General features: G+C 69.3%; 14 protein-coding genes. All 14 read right to left on the bottom strand.

Features of this window, described 5'->3' with window-relative positions:
- Positions 1-13: 13 nt before the first annotated feature.
- The 14 genes from tssH to CLU95_RS17675 all read right to left on the bottom strand — a co-directional run bounded on the left by tssH (position 14) and on the right by CLU95_RS17675 (position 21,880).
- On the bottom strand, positions 14-2,725 hold the full coding sequence (gene tssH / locus CLU95_RS17745) for a type VI secretion system ATPase TssH (protein WP_099794827.1): 2,712 nt from the start codon (positions 2,723-2,725) through the stop codon (positions 14-16).
- 19 nt (positions 2,726-2,744) lie between these two features.
- Positions 2,745-3,854, bottom strand: coding sequence for a type VI secretion system baseplate subunit TssG (tssG, locus tag CLU95_RS17740; RefSeq protein ID WP_099794826.1), 1,110 nt, complete (start codon positions 3,852-3,854; stop codon positions 2,745-2,747).
- On the bottom strand, positions 3,830-5,722 hold the full coding sequence (gene tssF, locus CLU95_RS17735; RefSeq protein WP_099794825.1) for a type VI secretion system baseplate subunit TssF: 1,893 nt from the start codon (positions 5,720-5,722) through the stop codon (positions 3,830-3,832). Before tssF ends, tssG begins: the two co-directional genes overlap by 25 nt.
- Before the next feature lie 113 nt (positions 5,723-5,835).
- Entirely contained in the window at positions 5,836-6,357 is a 522-nt protein-coding gene (tssE, locus tag CLU95_RS17730) for a type VI secretion system baseplate subunit TssE (protein WP_099797364.1), read from the bottom strand.
- The gene (locus CLU95_RS17725; protein WP_099794824.1) at positions 6,350-7,219 is read right to left on the bottom strand and encodes a type VI secretion system accessory protein TagJ; all 870 of its coding nucleotides are present in this window, start codon (positions 7,217-7,219) and stop codon (positions 6,350-6,352) included. The genes tssE and CLU95_RS17725 overlap by 8 nt, the downstream gene beginning before the upstream one ends.
- A gap of 22 nt (positions 7,220-7,241) precedes the next feature.
- Positions 7,242-7,787, bottom strand: a complete 546-nt coding sequence (locus tag CLU95_RS17720) for a type VI secretion system tube protein Hcp (protein ID WP_099794823.1) — start codon at positions 7,785-7,787, stop codon at positions 7,242-7,244.
- A gap of 30 nt (positions 7,788-7,817) precedes the next feature.
- Complete coding sequence (locus tag CLU95_RS17715) at positions 7,818-9,800, bottom strand: caspase family protein (protein WP_099794822.1); 1,983 nt, start codon at positions 9,798-9,800, stop codon at positions 7,818-7,820.
- 206 nt (positions 9,801-10,006) lie between these two features.
- On the bottom strand, positions 10,007-11,140 hold the full coding sequence (locus CLU95_RS17710) for a hypothetical protein (RefSeq protein ID WP_099794821.1): 1,134 nt from the start codon (positions 11,138-11,140) through the stop codon (positions 10,007-10,009).
- 27 nt (positions 11,141-11,167) lie between these two features.
- Positions 11,168-11,836: a hypothetical protein gene (locus CLU95_RS17705; RefSeq protein WP_257214655.1), complete on the bottom strand. Its 669-nt coding sequence runs from the start codon at positions 11,834-11,836 to the stop codon at positions 11,168-11,170.
- A 111-nt stretch (positions 11,837-11,947) separates the two neighbouring features.
- Positions 11,948-13,531 carry a murein transglycosylase A gene (gene mltA / locus CLU95_RS17700; protein WP_099794819.1) on the bottom strand — a complete coding sequence of 528 codons (1,584 nt, stop codon included), beginning with the start codon at positions 13,529-13,531 and terminating at the stop codon, positions 11,948-11,950.
- A 61-nt stretch (positions 13,532-13,592) separates the two neighbouring features.
- The gene (locus CLU95_RS17695; protein ID WP_099794818.1) at positions 13,593-15,521 is read right to left on the bottom strand and encodes a serine/threonine-protein kinase; all 1,929 of its coding nucleotides are present in this window, start codon (positions 15,519-15,521) and stop codon (positions 13,593-13,595) included.
- A gap of 766 nt (positions 15,522-16,287) precedes the next feature.
- Complete coding sequence (gene tagF / locus CLU95_RS17685; RefSeq protein ID WP_099794816.1) at positions 16,288-16,923, bottom strand: type VI secretion system-associated protein TagF; 636 nt, start codon at positions 16,921-16,923, stop codon at positions 16,288-16,290.
- Positions 16,920-20,525 (bottom strand): type VI secretion system membrane subunit TssM, encoded by a 3,606-nt coding sequence (gene tssM, locus CLU95_RS17680; RefSeq protein WP_099794815.1) that lies wholly within the window; start codon positions 20,523-20,525, stop codon positions 16,920-16,922. The genes tagF and tssM overlap by 4 nt, the downstream gene beginning before the upstream one ends.
- Positions 20,522-21,880, bottom strand: a complete 1,359-nt coding sequence (locus tag CLU95_RS17675; RefSeq protein WP_099794814.1) for a DotU family type VI secretion system protein — start codon at positions 21,878-21,880, stop codon at positions 20,522-20,524. The genes tssM and CLU95_RS17675 overlap by 4 nt, the downstream gene beginning before the upstream one ends.
- Positions 21,881-21,883: the final 3 nt, after the last annotated feature.

Below are 21,883 nucleotides of genomic sequence, written 5' to 3'. Positions count from 1 at the left end.
TCGGGGCGCCCGGTCAGTCGAACGCGTAGGTGAAGTCCGCGTCCTTCACGTCGAGCGCGACACGGCGGATCTCGCCGCCCGACGCCAGGCGTTGCAGGTACTCGACGGAAATCGTGGGCAGCACCGTGTTGGTGAGGATCGCGTCGATCACGCGCCCGCCCGACTCCGGGTCCTGGCAGCGCGCCACCACCTGCTCGATCACCGCCTCGGTGTATTCGAACGGCACGCCGTGGTTGGTCTCCACGCGCTTCTTGATGCGGCCCAGCTGCAGCCGCACGATCTTCTTCATCATGTCGGGCGACAGCGGGTAATAGGGAATGGTGACGATGCGGCCCAGCAGCGCGGGCGGGAACACCTTCATCAGCGGCGCCTTCAGTGCATCGGCCAGCGCGTTCGAATCGGGCAGCAGCTCGGGGTCGCGGCACATGCTCATGACGAGCTCGCTGCCGGCGTTGGTGGTGAGCAGGATGATCGTGTTCTTGAAATCGATCATGCGGCCCTCGCCGTCTTCCATCCAGCCCTTGTCGAAGACCTGGAAGAAGATCTCGTGCACGTCGGGGTGGGCTTTTTCCACTTCGTCGAGCAGCACCACGCTGTAGGGGCGGCGGCGCACGGCCTCGGTCAGGATGCCGCCCTCGCCGTAGCCCACGTAGCCCGGCGGCGCACCCTTGAGCGTGGAGACGGTGTGCGCCTCCTGGAACTCGCTCATGTTGATGGTGATGATGTTCTGCTCGCCGCCGTACAGCGCCTCGGCCAGTGCCAGTGCGGTCTCGGTCTTGCCCACGCCCGAGGTGCCGCAGAGCATGAAGACGCCGATGGGTTTCTGCGGGTTGTCCAGGCGCGCGCGCGAGGTCTGGATGCGACGCGCGATCATCTCCAGGCCGTGCTTCTGGCCGATGACGCGCTGGTTGAGCGTGTCGGCGAGCTTGAGCACCGCCTCGACTTCGTTCTTGACCATGCGGCCGACGGGAATGCCGGTCCAGTCGGCGACGACGGAGGCAACGGCCTGCTCGTCGACCGACGGCAGGATCAGCGGCGACTCGCCCTGCACCGCATGGATCTTGGCTTGCAGCGCATGCAGCTCTTCCAGCAGCGCCGCGCGGTCTTCGCTCGCTGGCGCGGCGGGCACGGCGGCGTTCGCATCGCCGTCGGCCGGTGCCGCATCCACCGGCTTGTTCCCGGCCCGCAGCTTGGCGCGCAGTTCGAGCAGCCGATCGATCAGCCCTTTCTCTTCCTGCCAGCGCGCATTCAGTCCATCGAGCTGCAGCTTCGATTCGACCAGCAACGCTTCCACTTGCGCCGAGCGCTTGGTCACGTCGATGCCGATGGTGGCCTCGCGGCCGATGATCTCCTGCTCGACCGTGAGCCCTTCGATGCGGCGCATGCAGTCTTCCACTTCAGGCGGCGTCGCGTGCTGGCTCACGGCCACGCGCGCGCAGGCGGTGTCGAGCAGGCTCACGGCCTTGTCGGGCAACTGGCGCGCGGGAATGTAGCGGTGCGACAGCTTCACGGCCGCTTCGATGGCCTCGTCGAGCAGCTGCACGCGGTGGTGCTTCTCGAGCACGCTGGCCACGCCGCGCAGCATGAGGATGGCCTTGGTCTCGTCGGGCTCGGGCACCTGCACGACCTGGAAGCGCCGCGTGAGTGCCGGGTCCTTCTCGATGTACTTCTTGTACTCGGCCCAGGTGGTCGCGCCGATGGTGCGCAGGTTGCCGCGTGCGAGCGCCGGCTTGAGCAGGTTGGCCGCATCGCCGGTGCCGGCCGCGCCGCCCGCGCCCACGAGCGTGTGGATCTCGTCGATGAACAGGATGATCGGCGTCGGCGAGCTCTGCACCTCGTCGATCACCTGGCGCAGGCGCTGCTCGAATTCGCCCTTCATGCTCGCGCCGGCCTGCAAGAGGCCGATGTCGAGCGTGAGCAGCTTCACGTCTTTCAGTTGCGGCGGCACATCGCCGCGCGCCAGGCGCTGCGCGAAGCCTTCCACCACCGCGGTCTTGCCGACACCCGCCTCACCCGTGAGCAGCGGGTTGTTCTGGCGGCGGCGCATGAGGATGTCGACGATCTGGCGGATTTCCTCGTCCCGCCCGGTCACCGGGTCCATCTCTCCCTTCTTGGCTTTCTCCGTGAGGTCGACAGCAAATTTTTTGAGGGCATCACCCTTGCCCATGGCGGCCGGCGCCATGGCGCCCGAGTCTTCGCCGGGTGTGCCGCTGCCCATGCCAGTGCCGTCCTGGGCGCGCATCTGCGCTTCGGGCGAGGCGTCGCAAATCTTGGGGAAGTTGTCGGCCAGGTCTTCGACCTTGATCTTCTCGAACTGCTTCGAGAGATTGAACAGCGGGTTGCGCAGGCTCTGCGTTTTCAGCATGGCGACCACGATGTAGCCGGTGCGCACCTGCGCTTCGCCGAACTGCAGGGTGGCGTAGGTCCAGGCGCGCTCGATGGCGTTCTCGATGTGCGGCGAAAAATCGCTGATGGCGGTGGCGCCGCGCGGCAGGCGGTCGAGCGCGGCCGTCATGTCCTTGGCGATCACCGACACATCGAGGCCGTAGTGCTGGATCACGCGGTGCAGGTCGGAGTCCTGTGCCTGCAGCAGCTGGGCGAACCAGTGCTCCAGCTCCACATACGGGTTGCCGCGCATCTTGCAGAAGACGGTGGCGCCCTCGATAGCCTTGTAGGCCAGCGAGTTGAGTTTGCCGAAGAGGGCGGTGCGGCTGATTTCACTCATGGAGGACTCCGTATCTCATCTAGACGATTGGCGAGGGGGTGGTTTGAAACGCCGGGGCCGAACGGCGCGCAATGCGCACGTCGGCCGCGTCGCGCGCGCGGGGTGTCGTGCCGAGCCACGAGACCCAGCCCAGGCGCGGCGCGTTGCCATCGCGCTGGCCGAGCCGGGTGGGCGGCACCTGGGCCTTTTCGAGCACCAGCTCGGCGTCCCATTCGAGTTCGTCGCCCAGCAGCTGCTGCATCCAGCGCTGCAGCACAGGGCGCGCCGGTCCGATGGGCAGGAACATGCGGTACTGGTCGAGCGTGAGCGGCCCCAGGTGCAGGCGCACGCGGTGCTGCCGGTCCCAGGCGCGCGTGCCGAGCATGGCGCCCATGCCCATCGAACGCGAACTCTCGCCCTGCCCCAGCCGCGTGACCTCGTCCGGGGGCACACGCATCCAGTGGCCGACCCAGCGCTCCAGCCTCACGGGCACGCCGAAGTAGCTGCACAGCACCGACTCGACGCTTTCCGCGTTGTGCACGCGGCGCGCGAGCCAGCCCGAGAAGTGCAGGCGCGCGTCGTCATGGATCTCGTCGCGCCCGATGCGCCCCGGCGTGCCGATGCCGACCAGCGCACCGATCTGCAGGCGAAAGCGGTCTTCGCCCGGCCGGTCGAGCGCCACGGCGGGGCGCGCCTGCGCCCACGCGCGGTAGAAGTGCAGCGAGAAGCGGTGCGAAAAACTGTCGAGAAAAGCCAGCCAGGTCGGGTCGCCGTGGTTCAGGCTGCGCTCGCGGATGAAGTCGCTCAGGTGCACCGGCAGCGGACCGTTGGGGCCGATGTAGCCGAAGAAGTGCTGGCGCAGGCGCGGTGGCGAGGCCTCGGTCGCGCGCTCGAAGCGGCTGAAGCTGGCGGGCGCGAACGAGAGCGACGGCTCCTGCCCCACGCGCACCGGTTCGGCACTGGGCAGCAGCGCGCGGCCCCAGCGCGGCGTGGTCTTCGCGACCGACTCCAGCCGCCGCATCACCGCGAAGTAGTCGTACGCCCAGGGATCGCTCGACCAGGCCTGCACCGCGGCATCGACACGCGCACGCGCACCGACATCGGGGGCCGCCGGGCTGACGCGCGCTACAGGATCTGGCGCGTCCCGCACAGCGGCCTCCAGCGCATCAGCTCGCCCTTGCCCGACAGGCGCAGCACGGTCTCGACGAAATGGTTCACCTCGACATGTCGCGACAGGTAGCGCGCGAGCACGGCGCCGAACAGGAACACGCTGTGGCCGTGGAAGGCGTCCTTGTCGACCTCGAGCGTCACCTCGAGCCCGCGCCCGAAGGCGATAGGCCCCTTCATCGGCAGGCGGCGCGCCACCGGTTGGCTCTTGACCGACAGCAGCCCGCGCACCTGGCCCTGGCGCATCTCGTCGGCATGCACGGCGTAGAGCATCAGCGTTTCGCGCAGTGCGGCGGCGCCCTGCTCCGGCGTGCTGTCGGAGAGCGACAGGTAGTTGAGCGCCAGGTGGTCGATGACGCGCCAGCCCAGCCCCTGGCTCACGACCGGCGACACCGGGCGCGAGGGGCCGCGCACCATGCGCACGCGCTGCACGGGGAAGGACTCGACGCAATCGAAATCGTTGTCGCGCCCCATCGGCAGCAGCAGCGGCAGATCGCGGTTGGTGCACAGCGCCGTCACCGCGAGCTGGCGCAGCGCGGCCGGGTACGGCGCCTGCTGCGGATCGACGATCTGCAGATACACCTCGGAGCCGATGTGGCTGCTGCGATGCCCTTCGGTGCGTTGGCGCACCGACAGCATGCGCGGCTCGCGCGTGGTCGTGAAATACGCCGGGTGGCTGTGGCGTGCGCCGTGGAAGGCCGAGTAGAACGGGCGGAACACCTGTTCGGTCGCCGCGCTGTCGGTGCCCGGCGCGCCGTGGCCGATGACCTCGGTGACGGTGTGCACCTCGAAGTCTTGCGGGCGTGTGCGGTCGGGCAGCAGGTGGAACTGGCTCACGCCTTCGGTGAGCGGCACGCGGTCGAGGCGCCGGCTGAACAGGTTGACGGCGGGCACGCAGTGCAGCTGCACGTTGTCGGTGCCGACCAGTTTTTCGAGCGCCGCATCGCCGCGCGAGAACAGCAGCACGATCTCGATGTCGGTGACGGGCATGGTGGCGAGCAGCGGCTGCAGGCCCGCGATGCGCGCGAACTGGAAGCGCGGCGCAAAGGCGAAGTACTCCTGCAGCAGCCGGAAGCCCGAGAAGCCGGTGGCGGTAACGGGCAGCAGCGCCTCGTCGTCCTCGAAGCCCACCGCCTGGATCGCCGACGGCGGCAGGCTGCGCGCCTCGCCCTGCAGCGCGCCCGAGGGCGCGAGCGGGCGCACCATCACGCCCACGGGCTGGCCGAGCGCGCATTCGTGCAGCTGCCAGGCCACGTCGTCGCTGCCGCCGAAGTGCAGCACCAGGTCGTCGAGCGCAAGCTGGCTGAAGGTCAGCCCCGCCGTGGCGCGCAGGCCGATGCGCAGGCCGCCGCGGATGCTGCGCGCCTGCGGGTGCGTGCCCAACGGCAGGTCGGGCGCGTAGGTGAAGTACTGCGCACGCTGCACTTCGATGGGCCACAGGCGCAGCGCGCTCGCGGTGCGGAACTCGCAGTGCGTGTTCTGGCCCACGGCCTGGCGCGCGCGCAGGCCGCTGCCGCGCGGCAGCGTGGGGCCGAGGGCCAGGTTGGCGTCGTCGGGGTCCGCCGCAAAGCTCACCACGGCCATCGCGGGCGTGGGCGCCAAGAAGTTCGGGTAGACGATGTCGAGCAGGTGCCCGGTGAAGCGCGGGTACTCGGCATCGAGCTTGAGGTTGACGCGCGCCGACAGAAAGGCCGTGGCTTCGATCAGCCGCTCCACATACGGGTCGGCGACCTCCTGCCCCTCAATGCCCAGGCGGTGCGCGATCTTCGGAAAGGCGCGCGCGAACTCCGAGGCGCTCTCGCGGAAGTAGCGCAGTTCCTGTTCATACAGGGTGAGGAGCCGGGGGTCCATGCGGGGGGACTTATCTCGGTGCGGCTGCCGCCGGGCCGCCCCAAGGCAGGCCGCGCCTCCCCCTCGGGGGTGGCGAATTACACGCAGCGCAGCGCAGTGAAAAGCCGGGGGGCTCATGATCGTTGCGAAACGTCCTGAATCTCGATGCGGCCTTCTTCCAGATCAACGCGGCTGCGCATCAGGAACTCCAGCGGCACGGGTTGCGCCCAGAGCATGCCGCGGATCTGCAGGCCGATGCTGTTGTGGGAGTCCAATGCCGAGCCTTCCATGACGAGTTCCACTTCGAGAGTGCGGGACAGGATGCGTGGCTCGAACTGCAGGATTGCGTTCTTCAAAGCCTGTTCCATGCTGACACGCTGCACCGACGAGGTGAACTGGCCAGACAGCATAGGCAATCCGTAATTGATGACGGAGCGCGCGGCGTTGGGGTACTGGCGGTCGTCCATCTGCAGGCCGAATCCGGTGGCATTGAACAGCCAGCTCAGGTCGCGCAGCACGGCCTGGCGCAGCGCCTGCTTGGTCAGCGTGCGCTTGTCGTCGCCCTCGCGCTTTTCGTCGGGCGCGTGGTCGACGAGCCGGTCGAGCAGCGAGGGCTGCAGCCGCTCCTGCGCGGCCGGCGCGTTGGCATCAGCCACCGCCGCTGCCTTCTTCACCACCTTCGGTGGCGGCGGGCGTGAAGAGGATCTCGCGCACGTCCATCAGCGCGTACTCGCCGGCATCGCTGCCGAGCACGCGCTGGCCGTAGCCGGCCCAGACCTCGGGGCGCAGCTCGCGCCAGTCGGTCTTGCGCGCCAGGCGCAGCGCGCCGTCTTCTTGCGCCTCGGTGCCTTCGTAGCGCGTGGGAATGAGCGCCAGCGTTTCGCCGCCGTTCTCGAACTGCAGGTGCGCGGGCATCCAGACGCAGTCGCGCAGGTCTTCGGGCGGCTCGATCTTGATGTGCGCGAGGCGCGCGTAGGGAATCCAGTAGTACTTGCCGTTGACGAAGGCCTCGAGCACCGGGCCCAGGCGCATGTCGGCGTCGGCCAGCCACTCGAAGGGCGCACCGTCGATGGTGCCCGCGATGGTGCCCGCGATGGTGCCCGCGATGGTGCCCGCGATGGCGGGTGCGCCGTCGAAGGCACGCTGGCGCAGGTCTTCGGCCAGCTCGCTCTCGCCGCGGCCTTGCCGCAGCAGCGATTCGATGAGCAGTGCCAGCCATTCGTCGGGCTGGCCGAAGATCATCGGCGTGCGCGTGCCGGCAAACACCTCGGCGCGCAGGCCTTCGCAGCGCACGGCGTCGCCGTACACCTGCTTCATGGGAACGGCGAGCGCGTCGAGCTCGGCCGCGACGGTGAGCTGGTTGAGCGCACGCTCCCACTGCCCGAGCACGCACAGCAGCTGCGCCATGAAGACGCGCAGCTTGGCGTCGGCGGGCTTGGCGCGCACCTCGTCGCTCAGGGCCTGGAGGGCGCCGACCGGGTCGGCGGACTGGAGCAGCGCGGCGGAGGCGGTGGTCATGGTGAGGGCTCCAGAAAAGTCGTCACTGGGTGGCGGTGATGGTGGCGGTGCGCACCGCGCCGCGCAGGCCGGAGTGCTGCTGCGCGGCCGACTTGATCTCGACCTTGCGGCCCGCGAACACCGTGACCTCGCGCGGCTGGCGCGGACGGCCGCCGGTGAGGATGGCCTGGCTGACCACGCGCGCGTCGGTCAGCACGATCTCGAGGAACGGGTCGGACACCATGTGGTCGCCGCTGGCGCGGTAGACGAAGATCGACACCTCGAGCTTGTCTTCCTGGCTCGCGAGCAGGCTCGAGATGGAGGCGGTGGTGGCGTCGCACTCGCGCACCACCACCAGCGGGAAGATGCGCACCTTGCCCTTGGTGGAACCGGGCGGCGCAGCCACTTCCATCTGGTGGCAGTAGCCGCCGATGTCGATGAACTCGATGCCGCGCTCCGACTCGCCCTTGACCTTGGTGCCGCGGCTGTCGATCGACATCATGAAGTCGTTGGCGGTCTCGCCCGCGAGCAGGTCGAGCATGCGCAGCAGCTCGTCGGGGTCCAGGATGCCTTCAGCGGACAGACTCATTGCAATCTCCTTGAGAAAAAATTCCGGTCATCAGCGCACGGGCGCGTCCCCGGCCGACCAGGACACCATGGCGACGAACAACGGCCGCTTCTGAGGATTGGGCTGACCGCGCAGTCGCAGCTCGGCCATCGGCGATTCGGCAACGCCCGAGCCGAACAGGCGCGGTGCGCTCTGCGGCGTGGCGGGCATGGCAAAGACATACAGGCGCGCACCGGCGCCGGCGAACCACGGCAGATCGAAGCGCTTGGCGGCGGGCGTCTCGCGCGTGCCGCGCTCGAAGCGGTTGCTGTCGCCGGGGTCGTCGGGGTACACGGCGCGCAGGCCGCCCTGCGCATCGATCCCGGCCACCACGAGGTCGACCGAATGGCCGCTGGTGTTGCGCACCTGCAGCGCCGCGCGCTCACCGGGGCGCAGCGCCAGCGCCGGGCCTGCGGCGCGGCGCGCGGGCTCGCTGCGCACCAGCCGGTCGCCGTTCCAGATTTCGAGCACAGCGTCGAAGCCGTCGAGCGGTGTGTCGTCAGCGCCCGCACCCAATGCCTGCAGCTGGTTCCACCACTTGAGCCGCGCCAGCGCTTCGAGGCGCCGCTGCACGGCGGCGCTGTCGGGCAGCAGCTCGGTACGACCCGCCGTGTTGCCGCCGAGCGAGGGCATGAGCAGCTCGAGGCGCTGGCCGCCGCTGCCCAGGTCGGTCCAGCGCACGTCGGCGGTGCTGTCTGTGTCGGCCGCGAGCACCGAGGCCGGGTAGTCGAGGTTCAGGCGCGGCGGCGGCTGGCCGTTGTCGCTGCGCACGCGCAGCGCGATCGCGGGCGGGGGCGCGAGCGGCGAGACGCTCCAGCTCGCGGCGCCCGACAGGGCCCGCAGCGCCTCGGGCACCGGCAGGCGCGCGCTGTCGAATTCAGCCTGCGCCAGCGTGGCCTGCGCGCTGCGCACGGTGCCGTCCTCGCGCGTGGCGCTCACGCGCAGCGCCTGGCGCGGCTGCAGGCCGTCGATCTGGCCGGCGGGCACGGTGAGCATGTCGCCGCTGCGCTGCGCGCGCCAGACCGGCTGGGTCGAGGCCGCGGCCACGCTGTTGGCGAAGAGCCGGCCGTCGAGGTTGCCTTCGGCCACCGGCGACGGCAGCTCGCGCGTGGGGAAGCGCTGGGCCAGTTCATCGATCACCGGCGGATAGAGCGCGAGCACGCCGTCGAACAGCTCGCGCCAGGTGGCGGGCTTGCGTTCCAGCGCGCCGGCCACGGCCCAGGTCAGCAGGCCCTGCGGGCGCGCCGCACGGCTCTGGCGCGGCAGGCGCAGCTCGGGCGTGATCTGGTGGCTTTCGGAGGCGTAGAAGGCGACATAGCGGGCGCGCGCCACGCGGGCGGCGGCGGGCGGTGTCGTGAGCGACGCCGCGGCGGGTGGCGGGCCGGCGCGCAACTGCGCGGCGCGCAGGCCGCGCCAGCGCACCTCGTCGTCGGGCGGGCCTTCGGCGGTGGCGGGCACGGCGGCGGCTGCGGCGCCACGCGTCATCGACGTGGCGGCGCAGGTGTCGAACACCGACCACACGAACACGTCGCGTGCGAGGAAGGCCTGCACCCAGGCGTCGAAGTCGACATCGCGCACGCCGCCTGCGAGGGCGCTGTCGGCCCCGATGGCACCGCGCACGTCGCGCGCCAGGAAGTTCTCGGCCAGGCCGTCGGGCTCCTGGTAGCGCTTGGTGGTGTCGCGCCAGCGCGTGCCGTGGCCGGAGAAGTACAGCAGCACGAAGTCGCCGCTCTTCGACTGTGCGAGCAGGCGGCCGAGTGCGGCGTGGATGGCTTGGGCCTCGGGCAGCGCGGCACCGCTCACGCCGTCGGCGAGCACGGCGATGTCGGTGGCTGCGAAGCCCTGCTTGAGCAAGGCATCGCGCATGAGCATCACATCGTTGCGCGGCGCCTGCAGCCACAGGGCCTGGGGCTGGTTGACGAGTTCGGAGACGCCGACGAGCAAGGCGCGCTGTGCGGCGAGGGAGGTGCTGCCGCATGCAAGCAGCAACACCATCAGCAACGCTTGCAGGAAGTGTCGCTGCGTTGCTCCCTCTCCCCTTGGGGAGAGGGGAAAAGACGGATGCACCCGCATCGCTCCTTCCCCTTCCGGGGGAAGGCTGGGATGGGGGCGCGCAGAGCGCCCGATGGATGCGCCGCTTGCCCCCACCCCTGCCCTCCCCCGGAAGGGGAGGGAGAAAGAGGGAAGCCGCGCGGCGCGGGTCATGGCTGTTCCGACGCCGGCCCGGCCGACGCAACCAAGGGCGACGACGCGAGCACCGACAAAGCACCGACCGGGTCGGCCACGCGCAACCGCCACACGCCACTGGCACCCGGCCCGCCGACCACTTCCGCCGACATCGTGCGCAGCAGGCGATCGGCTTCGTCGATGCGCACACCGTCTTTCCAGCGCACGACCAGGTTCGCCTGCGCCGCGACCGGCGCGGCAGGCACCGAGCGAAAGCGCACGTCGTCGTCTTCGGTGGTGCTGCGCCCGCCGATGAGCCCGACGTTCTGGATCACCGCGAACAGCGCCACCGCCGCAAAGGCCGGGCGCGCCCAGCCTTCGGCGCCGAACCAGCGGCGGATGCTGCCCCACCAGCCGTCCTCGGGCCGCGGCAGCGGCCGGGCGGGCGATGGCGTCGGTGCGGTGGGCGTTTCTTCCTGCGGTGAAGCCAGCGCACGACCCAGTTGCAAACCCGCATCGCGGTACAGCGCCTGGTAATCAACACGCGGGTCCTGCGGCCCGAGCGGTGTGCCTGACAGCACCGAGAACGCCCCACCCACGGCCCGCAGCGCAATGCGCCCCGGCTCCGGTGAAATGACGGGCACCGCGTGCGCGGCCCATTCGTCGTGCACCGCGCGGATCGCGGCGAGCCGCGTGGCCGACACCTCGCCGAGCACGCGCGCGGCCAGCTGCGGGCTGGGCTCGAGCGTGAGCACGTTCCACGCCTGAATCACACCGAACATCGGCTCGAAGGGCTCGTCGTCGGGCTCCAGCAAAACGTCGAAGTCGGAGGCCCAGTCGGGCTCGCCGGCGGCCATCCAGCCTTGCCAGAGGTCACCGTGGATGCAGCGGTCGAGCAGCACGCCGAGCAGGCGCCCGTCGTGCACCACGCTCACGAGGCGGCCCGGCGCCCAACGCGCAGTGAAGGCGCGCCGGGCGACAGCCTCGCGGCGCCGGGCCAATTCGGTCAAAGGGAGCAGCAGGTCCGACACGATGGGCGTGCCCGCGCCCGCGCTGCTGCTGTGCGGCATCGCAACGGGTGCAGCGCCTGGTGGCGCGTCTCCCGCCGGCGCGCCGGTTTCGAACGCATGGCGGATCACGCTGAGCGGGGGCCAGAGGTCGGTGGTCATGGCGTCTGTTCCTGAATGGCTATGTCTTCAGACATAAGACGCTTCAGCCCCGAGGATTTTGAAAACCTGCAGGATCGCCGCCATGTTGTCGGCCTCGATGGCGATGCCCAGGGTCTGGCCGATCCAGCTGCCGATGCGGGTTTGCGCATAGCCGGCGCCCAGCCCTTCGCGCTTGTGCACGAGGCCCAGCCGGCCGGCGCGGTAGTGGTACGAGGCGATGGCGTGGCGCGAAGCCACACCCGACAGCCCGCCCTCGGCCTCCTGCCCGAAGCCCTCGCACAGCAGGATGCGCTCGGGCTCGGGAAGCCCGGCAATGAAAGCGCGCGCCGCCAGCTGCACAGCCTGCGCGCTGAGGCCGTGCTCGGCCAGGCAGCCCTCGAGGTCTTCGCCGGGACCGAGTTCGTCTTCGAGCTGGGCCTCGGTGATCTGGTCGCCGATGGAGACCTTGCGGCGAAACGAGCTGGCGCGCGTGCAATCGATGAGGTAGCGGCGGAAGTACGCGCACAGCGCGAAGGCGGTGGAAGGCGCGCTGTGGCCGGCGCGCTCTTCCGACTCGTCGGGGTCGGCGTCGAGCCGCAGCACCTTCACGTAGATGAACTGCGCCACCAGCTCCTGCCGCCCCTCGCCCAGCACCTGCAGCTCGGGCGGATTGCAGGCCACGAGCGCATCGCCCACGATGCGGTACATGGTGCCCATGTCGTCCGAGGACAGCGTCTGCCGTCGCCGCCAAAGGCGGACGAGTTCAGAGCTTTCCGCGGACGAGAGGGTTTCCTGCATGAAGGGCCAAGGGGTTCGAGAGAAGTGAGGTCAGTCGTCGACGCAAACGCCCTCGGACGGCACCAGGCATTGCGGCAGGTTGGCGCCCGCCGGACCACCGCGCGTGCGGATCGCACCCGACACCGCGGCCTGCGCCACGGCCAGGCCGCGCGGCAGAAGAATCCACAGTTGCCCGCGTTCCTTCATGCGGCGCGCGTTGGTGGCGGCCTGCTGGCCGTTGCCGAAGAAATAGTCGGCCCGCACCGCGCCGCGGATGGCACCGCCGGTGTCCTGCGCGATGGTCAGGCGCTGCATGGGCGCGCCGCTGCCGGGCGTGCGCGTCGACACGAACACCGGGTAGCCCAGCGGCGTGCTGCGCGGATCGACCGCGATCGAGCGGCCGGCCGACAGCGGCACGCCGAAGGCGCCCACCGGACCGCCCGCGGGCGAGGTCGATTCCTTGAAGAACACGTAGCTCGGGTCCTTGATGCCGGAGCCGGCCACCGCGCCGGCCGTGCGACGACCCGGCACCACCACCGCGCCGCTGGCCGTGGGCCGCGCCAGCGTGAAGCCGCGCGTGCGGATCACGCTGTTGTCGATGGCGCCCGTGTCTTCGTCGTCGCCGTCGTCCAGCGTCAGCTCGAGCGAACCGCCGCGCACCTTGACCGCGCTGCGCGGCTTGCCGTTGGCGGCCTGCGCGATGGTCGGGCGGAAAGGCTGGCCGTTCTGCTCGGCATACGCCACGCGCACGATCTCGCCGCTGGGCAGCTTGATGCGGCCCGAGCCCTGGATCTGCATCTCGTACAGCGCGGTGGCGCTGCTCACGAAGGCCAGCACCTTGGCGTTGGGCGCGCCCTTGGTCTCGATCTCTTCGCGCGTGTAGTACGGCAGCAGGCGCTTGCCGTCGATGCGCAGGCGCACCTTGCGGTCGAGCGTGTCGCGGGTGATGGCCGAGAGGTCGAGCGCGTAGAGGCCCGGTGCGCCCATGTCGCGCGTGTTCAGGCCGGTCTGCACGATCACGTTGCGGCCCTCGATCTTCGCGGCCACCGTGCCGCTGCCGGCCGGGAGCTTGCGCGCATCGACGAACAGCATGTCCTCGGGCTGGCCGTAGACCGGGTAGATGAACGGCGCAACGTAGGTGCGGCTGCCCGCGATTTCGGGCTCGAAGTAACCGGTGACCACGCCGTCGGGCTTGCGGTCGTCGTCGCGGATCTGATACGCCGAGAACTCGCTTTCAAAGAAGCCGCGAATCGCCTGCGTGCTCTTGCCGTCGACCTTCAGTGCGCGGTCGCACACGTCCTTCCACTCGGCCCCGCGGCCGTTGAGCACCTTGCAGCTGCCGAGAAACGCCGGCCAGCTTTCCGAGAAGTCGTCGCGCGCCCAGCCCGGCACGGCATCGAAGCCGACCGAGGTGTAGGTGGCGAGCTGGGTCGAGAAAGTGCGCGCCTGCCCGGCCACGCTGCCGCCGGTGGGGCGTGCCGCTGCGGTCGCGGAGTCGGTCGGGGTGGGCGTGGTGGCGGCCGTGCCCCCGGCGGTCGGTGGCGTGTTGGCGCAGGCGGCCAGCAGTGCCAGCGCGACCACGGCGGCCGTTCGGCAGAGGGGAAGCGCGAAGTGCGGCGACGGTGACGTGTGCATGAAAGTCTCCTGGTCGTGATCGTGGAATGGGGGCCGAAAGCGGCCGACGCTCTACAGACGATTACTTCTCGACGATTTTGAAATTCGCGACGCCATAGACGTCGTTGCACGGCGTGGCGCCTGGCGCGCACACCGGTTTGCCCAGCAGCGGCGACGGCCCGCCGCTGCGCGTGGCTTCAAGCGCCGAGAGCACTGGCAGCGGGAACTGCGGAAACACGCCCTCGTTCTGCACGCCGGAGTCGCTGAAATCGCGCTCGTGCTCACTCACGAGCACCGCGAACTGGTTGGTGCCGGCCGGCCCGCCGGCGTCCATCGGCCAGGAGGCGCGCGGCAGCGCGAGTGCGGCGTTGGCGGTGATCTTGTTGTACTTGTCGAGCAGGTTCGGGAACAGCAGGAACATCTCGCCGCCGCTGGACAGCAGGAACACGTAGACGAAACCGTCGCGCTTGCTGCGCACCTCGAAGGCCAGCTTGTCCTTGCCGATCGCGACCTCGGCCTTCTTCGGCGTGGCCGTGACCTCGAAGCCCGGGGCGGCGCCGGCGGCGAGGGATTGCAGCGATTCGATGGGGGTGCGCGGCTTGGGAGGCGGCGGGGGTGGAGGCGGCGGTGGGGCCTCGGCGACCTGGGTGGGGGTGTCGGGGGGTGGTGCGGGGGTGGCGGTTTGCGCCGTCTTGCCCGCATCGCCTTCGCCGCCCGAGCGGCCGAGGAACCACCATCCGCCGCCCGCTGCGACGACCAGCACGGCGGCGGCGACGGCGCCGAGGACGGCCTTGTTGCTGCCACCCTTGTTATTGGAGACAGGTGCCTTGGCAGCGATGGGCTTCGGCATGTGGGCCGTGCCAATGACGGTCGGCGCATCGGCACCCGACTGACTGCTTCGTGCGCCCGACGGTGGCACGGTGCGTGGCGTGGGCGCGATGCTGTGGCCGACTTCCAAGCCCAACGCTGCGCGCAGTTCGGCCATCGACTGCGGCCGTGCTTCGGGCCGCACGCCCAGGCCGGCATCGATCGCGGCGAGCAGCCGGTCGCTGTAGCGCTGGCGCAGGATGTCGTTGCCTGCGAGCGGCACGTAGCTGTCGGACAGCAGCCGCGCCACCGACGGCGGCGGCGCACGACCGCACACCGCGACGTGCATCACGGCGGCGAGCGCGTAGACGTCGGTCCATGCGCCCTGCGACATGTCGGGCATCTCGGCGTACTGCTCGATGGGGGCGTAGCCGGGCTTGAGGATGACGGTGATCGCCTGCGTCTTGTCGGTGATCACGCGGCGCGCGGCGCCGAAGTCGAGCACCACGGGGCGGCCGGAGCCTTCGAGCAGGATGATGTTGTCGGGGGCGATGTCGCGGTGGTAGCAGTTGGCGTTGTGCATCACCGCGAGGGCTTGCGTGACGCCGTCCATGATGCGGGTGAGCCAGGCTTCGTCGACGCCTGCCGGGATCGCTACGAGTGCCTCTCGCAAGGTGTCGCCCTTGTAGAAGGGCATGACCATGTAGGTCGTGCCCTTTTCTTGCCAGAAGCGGTAGACCTTGAGGAGGGACGGGTGGTCGAACTGGGCGAGGAGGCGGGCTTCGTTGATGAAGCTGCGCATGCCCAGGTCGAAGGTTTCTCTGTGTCTTTCTGACAAAGGGACTACGGTGCCGTCTTGCTGTCTTGTGGAGAGCGAGGTGGGGAGGTATTCCTTGATGGCTACTACGCGCTCTAGCGTGTGGTCCCAGGCTTCGTAGACGACGCCGAAGCCGCCCTGGCCGACTACACGGGTGACTTCGAATTCGGCGAGGCGGCTGCCTACGGGGAGGAGGCCTGCGTCGTGGGTGTTGCCCGTGGCGGGGCTGGTGACGGGGGGGGTTGAGGCTGTGGTGAAGCCGCTGGCTGTGATGACTGTGGCGCCTGTGTCGGTGCTTGCGTTGTCACTGTTGCCTGTGAGGGGCACGGGGCGGGAGACGACTCGGGTGCGGTCGTCTTCCGGGGGGGCTGTGTTGGAGTCGGTCATCGACTGGCTCCTGTTCTTTGAACTGCGTTGGGGGGTTGCTTCCCGAGGCCGGGTCTCGGCCCGGCGGCCGACCTACTTTTCTTTGCTTCGCCAAAGAAACGTAGGCAAAAGAAAGGCGACCCTGCTGTCTGCGTCCCTGCGCTTCGCTGCGGGCAACCTGCGGTGCTCACGTTTCGCGGGGTCTCGCCCAAACTCGCTTCGCTCAAACAGCTGCGAGCCCTGATCCGCGAAACGCTGCGCTCCTCGGCGCATACAGAAGGGGTTGGGATACCGACGGGCCATCGCTTTGCTCGGCACCTGAACACCTCACGAGCCTTCGCTTCGCTCGGCTTGCATTGCTCCCTCTCCCCTTGGGGAGAGGGTGGGGGTGAGGGTCCGCGGCACAGAAACACCGCCTCGCGCGCATGAAGGCCGATGCCCTCACCCCCACCCTCTCCCCAAGGGGAGAGGGAGCAAGTCCCCCGCCGAGCGAAGCGAAGGCCCGATCCCAAGCCGAGCGAAGCGAAGGCCCGCCCGGTATCCAAATCCCCTCTGGCTGCGCCGAGGAGCGGAGCGTTTCGCGGATCAGGGCTCGCAGCTGTTTGAGCGAAGCGAGTTCTGCGAGACCCCGCGAAACGTGAGCACCGCAGGTTGCCCGCAGCGAAGCGAAGGGTCGCAGACAGTGGGGTCGCCTTTTCTTTGCTTACTTTCTTTTGGCGAAGCAAAAGAAAGTGAGTCGCCCGCCGGGGCGAGACCCGGCCTCGGAAAGCAAAAGAAAGCCCCGCTCTCATTCCCCACCCCCAAGAAACAAAGCGTCGAACTGCACATCCCGAGGCAACCCCGTAGCCAACATCCGAACCCCGCCTTCCAAGCCAGGCGTCTCCATCCAAAGCGAGCCCCCCGCCAGCGGCAATTCAAGCGACCGATCGTCAACGGAAGGCTCATCAGCAGCACTAACGAACAGCCGCCCGAGCGCCGCATCAAACCGCAGCGCATCCAAATCACCCTCAAGCCCTTCCAACACGGCCAGCGTCCCCAACGCCCACCACCGCAATGCAACAGCAAGCGCCTCCCCACTCAGAACACCAGAAGCAACGCCTTCATCCAACTCAACAGCCAGAGTGAACGGAAAGTACCGCCCCACCCCATCCACCGAAGGCATCAGCACCCCCATCCACGCCCGTTCCCCCACCACCTGCGCCCCCAGCGCAAAGCACCACACAGGCGCCTCCAGGTAGTGAGCAGTCCAATCCGCATGCCGATCCCGCAACCGAGCCAGCCCGCGCTGCAACCACGGGTCCCAGACAGAGCGAAACGACTCCGGCAACCGCCGATGCGCAAAGTCCCCCATCCCCGGCAACTTCCCGAACCAGCCAGGAAGTTCGTCAGAAACGAAGAGCGAAGAAGAAGAGGCCAAGCTCACAACCCCTCCGGACAAGAAAACTCCCGCAACTCCTTCAACCGAATCGGATGCTGCACGCTGTTCGTCGTCACCTCGAACCGCGTCTTCCGCGCCCCCACCTGGAACGTGATGAAGAACTTCTCCGGCGCATCCCCCGCTTCGAGTTGCCCATCGTCCAGCGTGCGGAACAAAGCCCAAGGCCCATCCATCGCCGACCCCGAACTCCCGGTGGTCGACGGCGGACTCACTTGAACGCGCACCTGATTGCTCCCCTTCGGCCCCGGCCACTGCACCGCCATCGGCACCACCGGCCCATGCGCGTACTTCACAAGCTGCCCGTCCACGTCGAGGATGAACTGCGTGATGCCTGCGTCCATCTCCACCGGCTTGAAGTCCAGCCGCATCGACGGCCCGCGTCCACCGCCGCGGAAGAAGATGTCCTTGATGCGCGCCGCGCGTTCGAACTGCGCCAGCGCCTGCGTGGTGACGGCGCCGCGCTCGGCCACGGGCTTGTAGCGCCACGGCCGGGTGCTGGTGTCGACCAGCGCGGCCAGGCGCTTCTGGAAGAAGTCGTCCATCAGGCCGCCGGCGCCGAACATCTGGCCGAAGTCTTCGGGCAGCACGTCGCGCTTGCTGCTTTGCACGAACGGGTAACGGCCCGCGATGGCGCGGTTGCAGAACTCGGTCACGGGGCGCAGGTCCTGGCTCAGGTTGCCGCGCTCGGCCACCTGCGCCTGGGTGGCGCCGGTCTGGCTCAGGTTCTCGATCATGCTGCGCACCGGCTCGGGCAGACGGCCCGCGTCCGACTTGAGCTTGCCGGCCACGTCACCGGGCGGCGGCGAGGTGCGGCCCTTCACGGCGGTGTCGACGGCGTTGAGGTACACGTAGACCTCGTTGAACAGCTTGAGCGCATCGTCGATCGGTGCGGGCTGGTTCGGTCCGCCCGCGGTGACAAGACGGCGCAGCGATTCAAAGCGATCGTCCACGATGCTCTCGATGCGCTTGCCCGGCGCCACTTGTTTTCCGGGGTCGCTGCCGAACAGGTCTTCCAGACCCTTGCGCGTGTTGCGCACGGTCTCGGTGGCCTTGCTGACCACGTCCTTGTTGGCATCGGCCGCGGGGATCAGCGTGGTCTGCTTGACCACCGCACGCAAAAAGTTTGCGAGCGGCGAATCGACGCCCGACAGGATGCGCGCGGTCTCGATGTTCTTCTCCAGGCCGCTGACGCGGATCAACCGCACGTCGGCCAGCAGCGCCTCCCACTGCTTGACGTACTCCTCCAGGTAGAGGCGACGCACGCGGTCGGTGAGCGCGCCGAGCGCCGCGGCATCGCGCAAACGCTCGCTGGCGTTGCGGTCCTGCCCGAGCACCCACGGGTCTTCGGCGGCCAGCAGACCGGTGAGCACGACGACCTCGTTCTGGAAGCGCTTGTGGTACCCGTCGTAGGTAAACATGCCCGGCACGCCCTCGCTCAGCGGCTTGCCGCTGATGCGCTCGAACACCAGCGGGCCCGACGGGCCGGTGGCTTGTGCGACGCTGAAGCCCGGGATGTCCTTGGTGGCGCGCTGGCGCTTGAGGCGGCTGAACACGCGCTGCTCCAGCGGGTAGCTCGCGAGAACGGCGCGCACGCTGCGCACCAGGTTCTCGTCCATCTTCAGCGGCGAGCGCGGCGGGCCCTGGGCGATGAGCACGTCGAGCTGGTCTTCGAGCGCCTTGCGCTGGTCTTCGGGAATGCCGCGGTCGAGGTTGCGCGCCCAGTCGAGCGTGATCCAGGCCTTGAGCGCCTCGGGGTCGAAGCGCTCGGGCTGGTAGAGCATCAAATAACTCTTCAGGGCTTCGTAGGTGAACTCGAGGTTGTCCTTCTGCGCGGTGCGCAGCTGGTCCTCGATGCGCTTGGCGATCTGCGGCAGAAACGCGTCGTTGAGCGCGCGCTGGTGCGTGAGCATGGCGGCGGCGTCGAGCTTGTCGCCTTGGTACAGGCCCAGCGTCATCGACAGCGGCTCGTCGCCCTGGCGGTTGTCGGGCGTCTTCCAGATGTCGCGCAGGCCCTGCAGCACGGGCGCGACCTCGACCAGGTTCTGCACGCGCGTCGGCAGCGCAGCCAGCGTCTTCTGCGCGGGCTCGACGCGGGCCTCGACCGACTTCAGGTAGTTGTGGTTCTGCCAGGTGCTGTAGCCCCAGGCCGCAAGCAGGCCGACGGTGACCAGCGTCATCGCGGCCACGCCCGCCAGGCGCAAGGTGTTGCGGCGGCGCTCCAGCTTCACGTCGGCGCCCGCGAGGCGCTGCTCGGGGAACACCACCTCGCGCAGCAGCGCGGTGAGGAAGTAGCTGCGCCCGCTCGACTTCTGCGGCGCGAGCATGGCGCGCTCGATGCCGAAGCTGCGCGCCAGGCTGCCCATCACGCGGTCGATCGGGCTGCCCTCTTGCGTGCCGCTGGTGAAGTACACGCCGCGCACCCACGGCGGCTGCGCAAAGCGCGAGCCGGTGAACACCTGTTCGAGCAGATCCGAGAGCAGCGGGCCGACCGAACCGAACTGCGCCGGAAAGCCGAAGATCGCCGCGCGGCGCGTGCCATCGGTCTCGCGCTGCATGCGCGCGATGAGGCCGTCGTTGATGCGGTTGTGCAGCAGCCCGAACTCGCGGTGGAACGCGGCCGACAGGCCCTTCTCTTCAAGCTGCACGTTCTCGTCCGCGGGCAGCGTGAAGCCGAAGACCTGCGCGCGCTGCTCCTTGCCGAGGTCGTCGAAATAATCGGTGAAGCCGTAGAGCAGGTCGCTCTTGGTGACGAGCACGTACACCGGCAGGCGCGTGGTGAGCTTGCCGTCGAGTTCGAGCAGCCGCGCGCGAATCGACGCCGCGAGCTGCGTGCGCGCCTCGGGGCCCTGGCTCAGCAGGTCGCCCACGCTCACCGTGAGGAACACGCCGTTGAGCGGGCGGCGCGGGCGCGCCTTCTTCAGCAGACCCAGGAAGCCTTCCCATGCGCTCTTGTCTTCCGACTGGTGGCTGTCCTGCGTGGTGTAGCGCCCGGCCGTGTCGATGAGCACGGCTTCGTCGGTGAACCACCAGTCGCAGTTGCGCGTGCCGCCCACGCCGCGGATCGCGCCGGGGCCGAACTTCTCGGCCAGTGGAAAACTCAGGCCCGAGTTGACGAGCGCCGTGGTCTTGCCCGCGCCCGGTGCGCCGATGAAGACGTACCACGGCAGGTCGTACAGATAGCTGCCGCCCGAGATCGACAGCCAGTCGCGCCAGCCCGGCTTCTTGCCGGCGGCGTGCAGGCGCATCTGCTTGAGCGTGGCGACGGCTTCGCTGAAGCGCGTGTCGAGGATCTTCTGCTCGCCGTCGACCGGCGCACCGGTCTTGGCGGCGGCCGGCGCCTTCATGAGGCCGTCGGTCAGGTGCTGGCTGGCGCGGCGTGCGCGCCAGCGGCGGTACAGCGCGCGCAGCACGACGATGAGCACGATGACACCGATGACGATGGCGCGCGTCATCTCGCCTTCGAGCGGCGCGAGCGAACCGATCTTCACCAGCGGGCCGATCCACCAGATCAACAGTGCGACGACGATCAGCGCGAGCAGCGTCAGCAGCAGCGGGCTGAAGAGGAAGCCGAAGATTTTCTTGATCATTTCGTCGCTCCGGGAACGGGAGCAGCGGGTGCGGCAGCAGATGCAGCAGCCATGCGCTCGGGTTCGGTCAGCAGCACGATGTCGACACGGCGGTTGCGCGCGCGGTTGGCCGGCGTGTCGTTGGCGGCCACGGGCTCGGCATCAGCCTTGCCGTCGGAGCGCATGCGCGCCGGGTCGACCAGCGTGGTCAGCGCGCCCTTCACCGCATCGGCGCGCGCGGCCGAGAGGTGCCAGTTCGACGGATAACGCAGCGAGCGGATCGGCTGGTTGTCGGAGTGGCCGGTGATGAGCACCTCGCCCTTCACCTCGGCCAGCGCCTGGCCGATGCGGCGCAGCACCGGCAGCGAAGACGCCATCGGCTCGGCGCTGCCAGAGCCGAAGAACGAATCGCCGCGCAGGCGCACCACGCTGCGGTCCGCCTCGTCGGTCACCGTCACCAGGCCCTGCTTGATCTCGGGTTCGAGAAAACGCGCGAGCCGCGGCGACTTGGCCGGCGCGGCGGGCGGTGCGATCTGGATGTTGGGCACGCGCAGGCTCGACACGGCCGCGTAGGTGGTGTCCGAGCGGTGGTTGAGCGTGAGCCGCAGGCCGAACCATGCGAGCGCCAGCAGCAGCGCGAAGCCGGCCGCGAACACCCACAGCGGCAGCGACTCGCGCAGCCGCACCGTGCCCGCGCCCTGGCCGCGCCAGTGCGGCGACAGCTCGGGTTCGACGGCCGGACGGTCTTTCGCGATGAGGTCGGCCAGGCGCTGGCGCACGGAATCGAGCTGCGCGCGGCCGTTGTCGACCACGCGGTAACGGCCCTCGAAGCCGAGCGCGAGCACGCTGTAGATCAGCTCGAGCAGCTGGCGGTGCGTGGGCACGTCTTGTGCGAGCTTGGCGAGCAGCTGGAACACTTTTTCGCCGCCCCAGGTCTCGTTGTGGAACTGCACCAGCAGGCTCTGCTTGTTCCAGCCGGCCTGCACGCCCCAGGGCGTATTGGCCACCGCCTCGTCGAGTGCCGTGCACAGCACGTAGCGCGCGGCCAGCACCGACTCGTTGCCCACGCCCGCGCGGCGCGCCGCGGCATCGAACTGGTTCACCGCATCGGCGGTGGACGCGCGCAGCGCCGGCACGTTGGGCGGCTGCGCGAGGTTGCGCAGCTTGCCGATCAGCACCAGCAGCTTGCCCGCGGCCGAGACCAGCGGATTGAGCAGGCCGATCTCTCCCACCTCGGCCACGGGCGTCGGATCGGCGCCGCCGAAGAACGGCGCGGGAGCCGGCGCGGGCGGCGTTCCACCCGGCGTGCGCGGCTTGGGCTTGATGACCGTGCGCTCGGACTCGAAGGCGGCAAAGGGGTCGGGAGGGGTGCTCATGGT

The sequence above is a fragment of the Variovorax sp. 54 genome (assembly GCF_002754375.1).
Taxonomy (GTDB): domain Bacteria; phylum Pseudomonadota; class Gammaproteobacteria; order Burkholderiales; family Burkholderiaceae_C; genus Variovorax.
This window is presented reverse-complemented; position numbering and strand designations above follow the sequence as displayed.

What these genes read in the sequence shown, in the direction of transcription:
- tssH (WP_099794827.1), bottom strand. Translation starts at nt 2,725, where the DNA reads ATGAGTGAAATCAGCCGCACCGCCCTCTTCGGCAAACTCAACTCGCTG.
- tssF (WP_099794825.1), bottom strand. Translation starts at nt 5,722, where the DNA reads ATGGACCCCCGGCTCCTCACCCTGTATGAACAGGAACTGCGCTACTTC.
- CLU95_RS17725 (WP_099794824.1), bottom strand. Translation starts at nt 7,219, where the DNA reads ATGACCACCGCCTCCGCCGCGCTGCTCCAGTCCGCCGACCCGGTCGGC.
- CLU95_RS17720 (WP_099794823.1), bottom strand. Translation starts at nt 7,787, where the DNA reads ATGAGTCTGTCCGCTGAAGGCATCCTGGACCCCGACGAGCTGCTGCGC.
- CLU95_RS17715 (WP_099794822.1), bottom strand. Translation starts at nt 9,800, where the DNA reads ATGGTGTTGCTGCTTGCATGCGGCAGCACCTCCCTCGCCGCACAGCGC.
- CLU95_RS17710 (WP_099794821.1), bottom strand. Translation starts at nt 11,140, where the DNA reads ATGACCACCGACCTCTGGCCCCCGCTCAGCGTGATCCGCCATGCGTTC.
- CLU95_RS17705 (WP_257214655.1), bottom strand. Translation starts at nt 11,836, where the DNA reads ATGGGCACCATGTACCGCATCGTGGGCGATGCGCTCGTGGCCTGCAAT.
- mltA (WP_099794819.1), bottom strand. Translation starts at nt 13,531, where the DNA reads ATGCACACGTCACCGTCGCCGCACTTCGCGCTTCCCCTCTGCCGAACG.
- CLU95_RS17695 (WP_099794818.1), bottom strand. Translation starts at nt 15,521, where the DNA reads ATGACCGACTCCAACACAGCCCCCCCGGAAGACGACCGCACCCGAGTC.
- tssM (WP_099794815.1), bottom strand. Translation starts at nt 20,525, where the DNA reads ATGATCAAGAAAATCTTCGGCTTCCTCTTCAGCCCGCTGCTGCTGACG.
- CLU95_RS17675 (WP_099794814.1), bottom strand. Translation starts at nt 21,880, where the DNA reads ATGAGCACCCCTCCCGACCCCTTTGCCGCCTTCGAGTCCGAGCGCACG.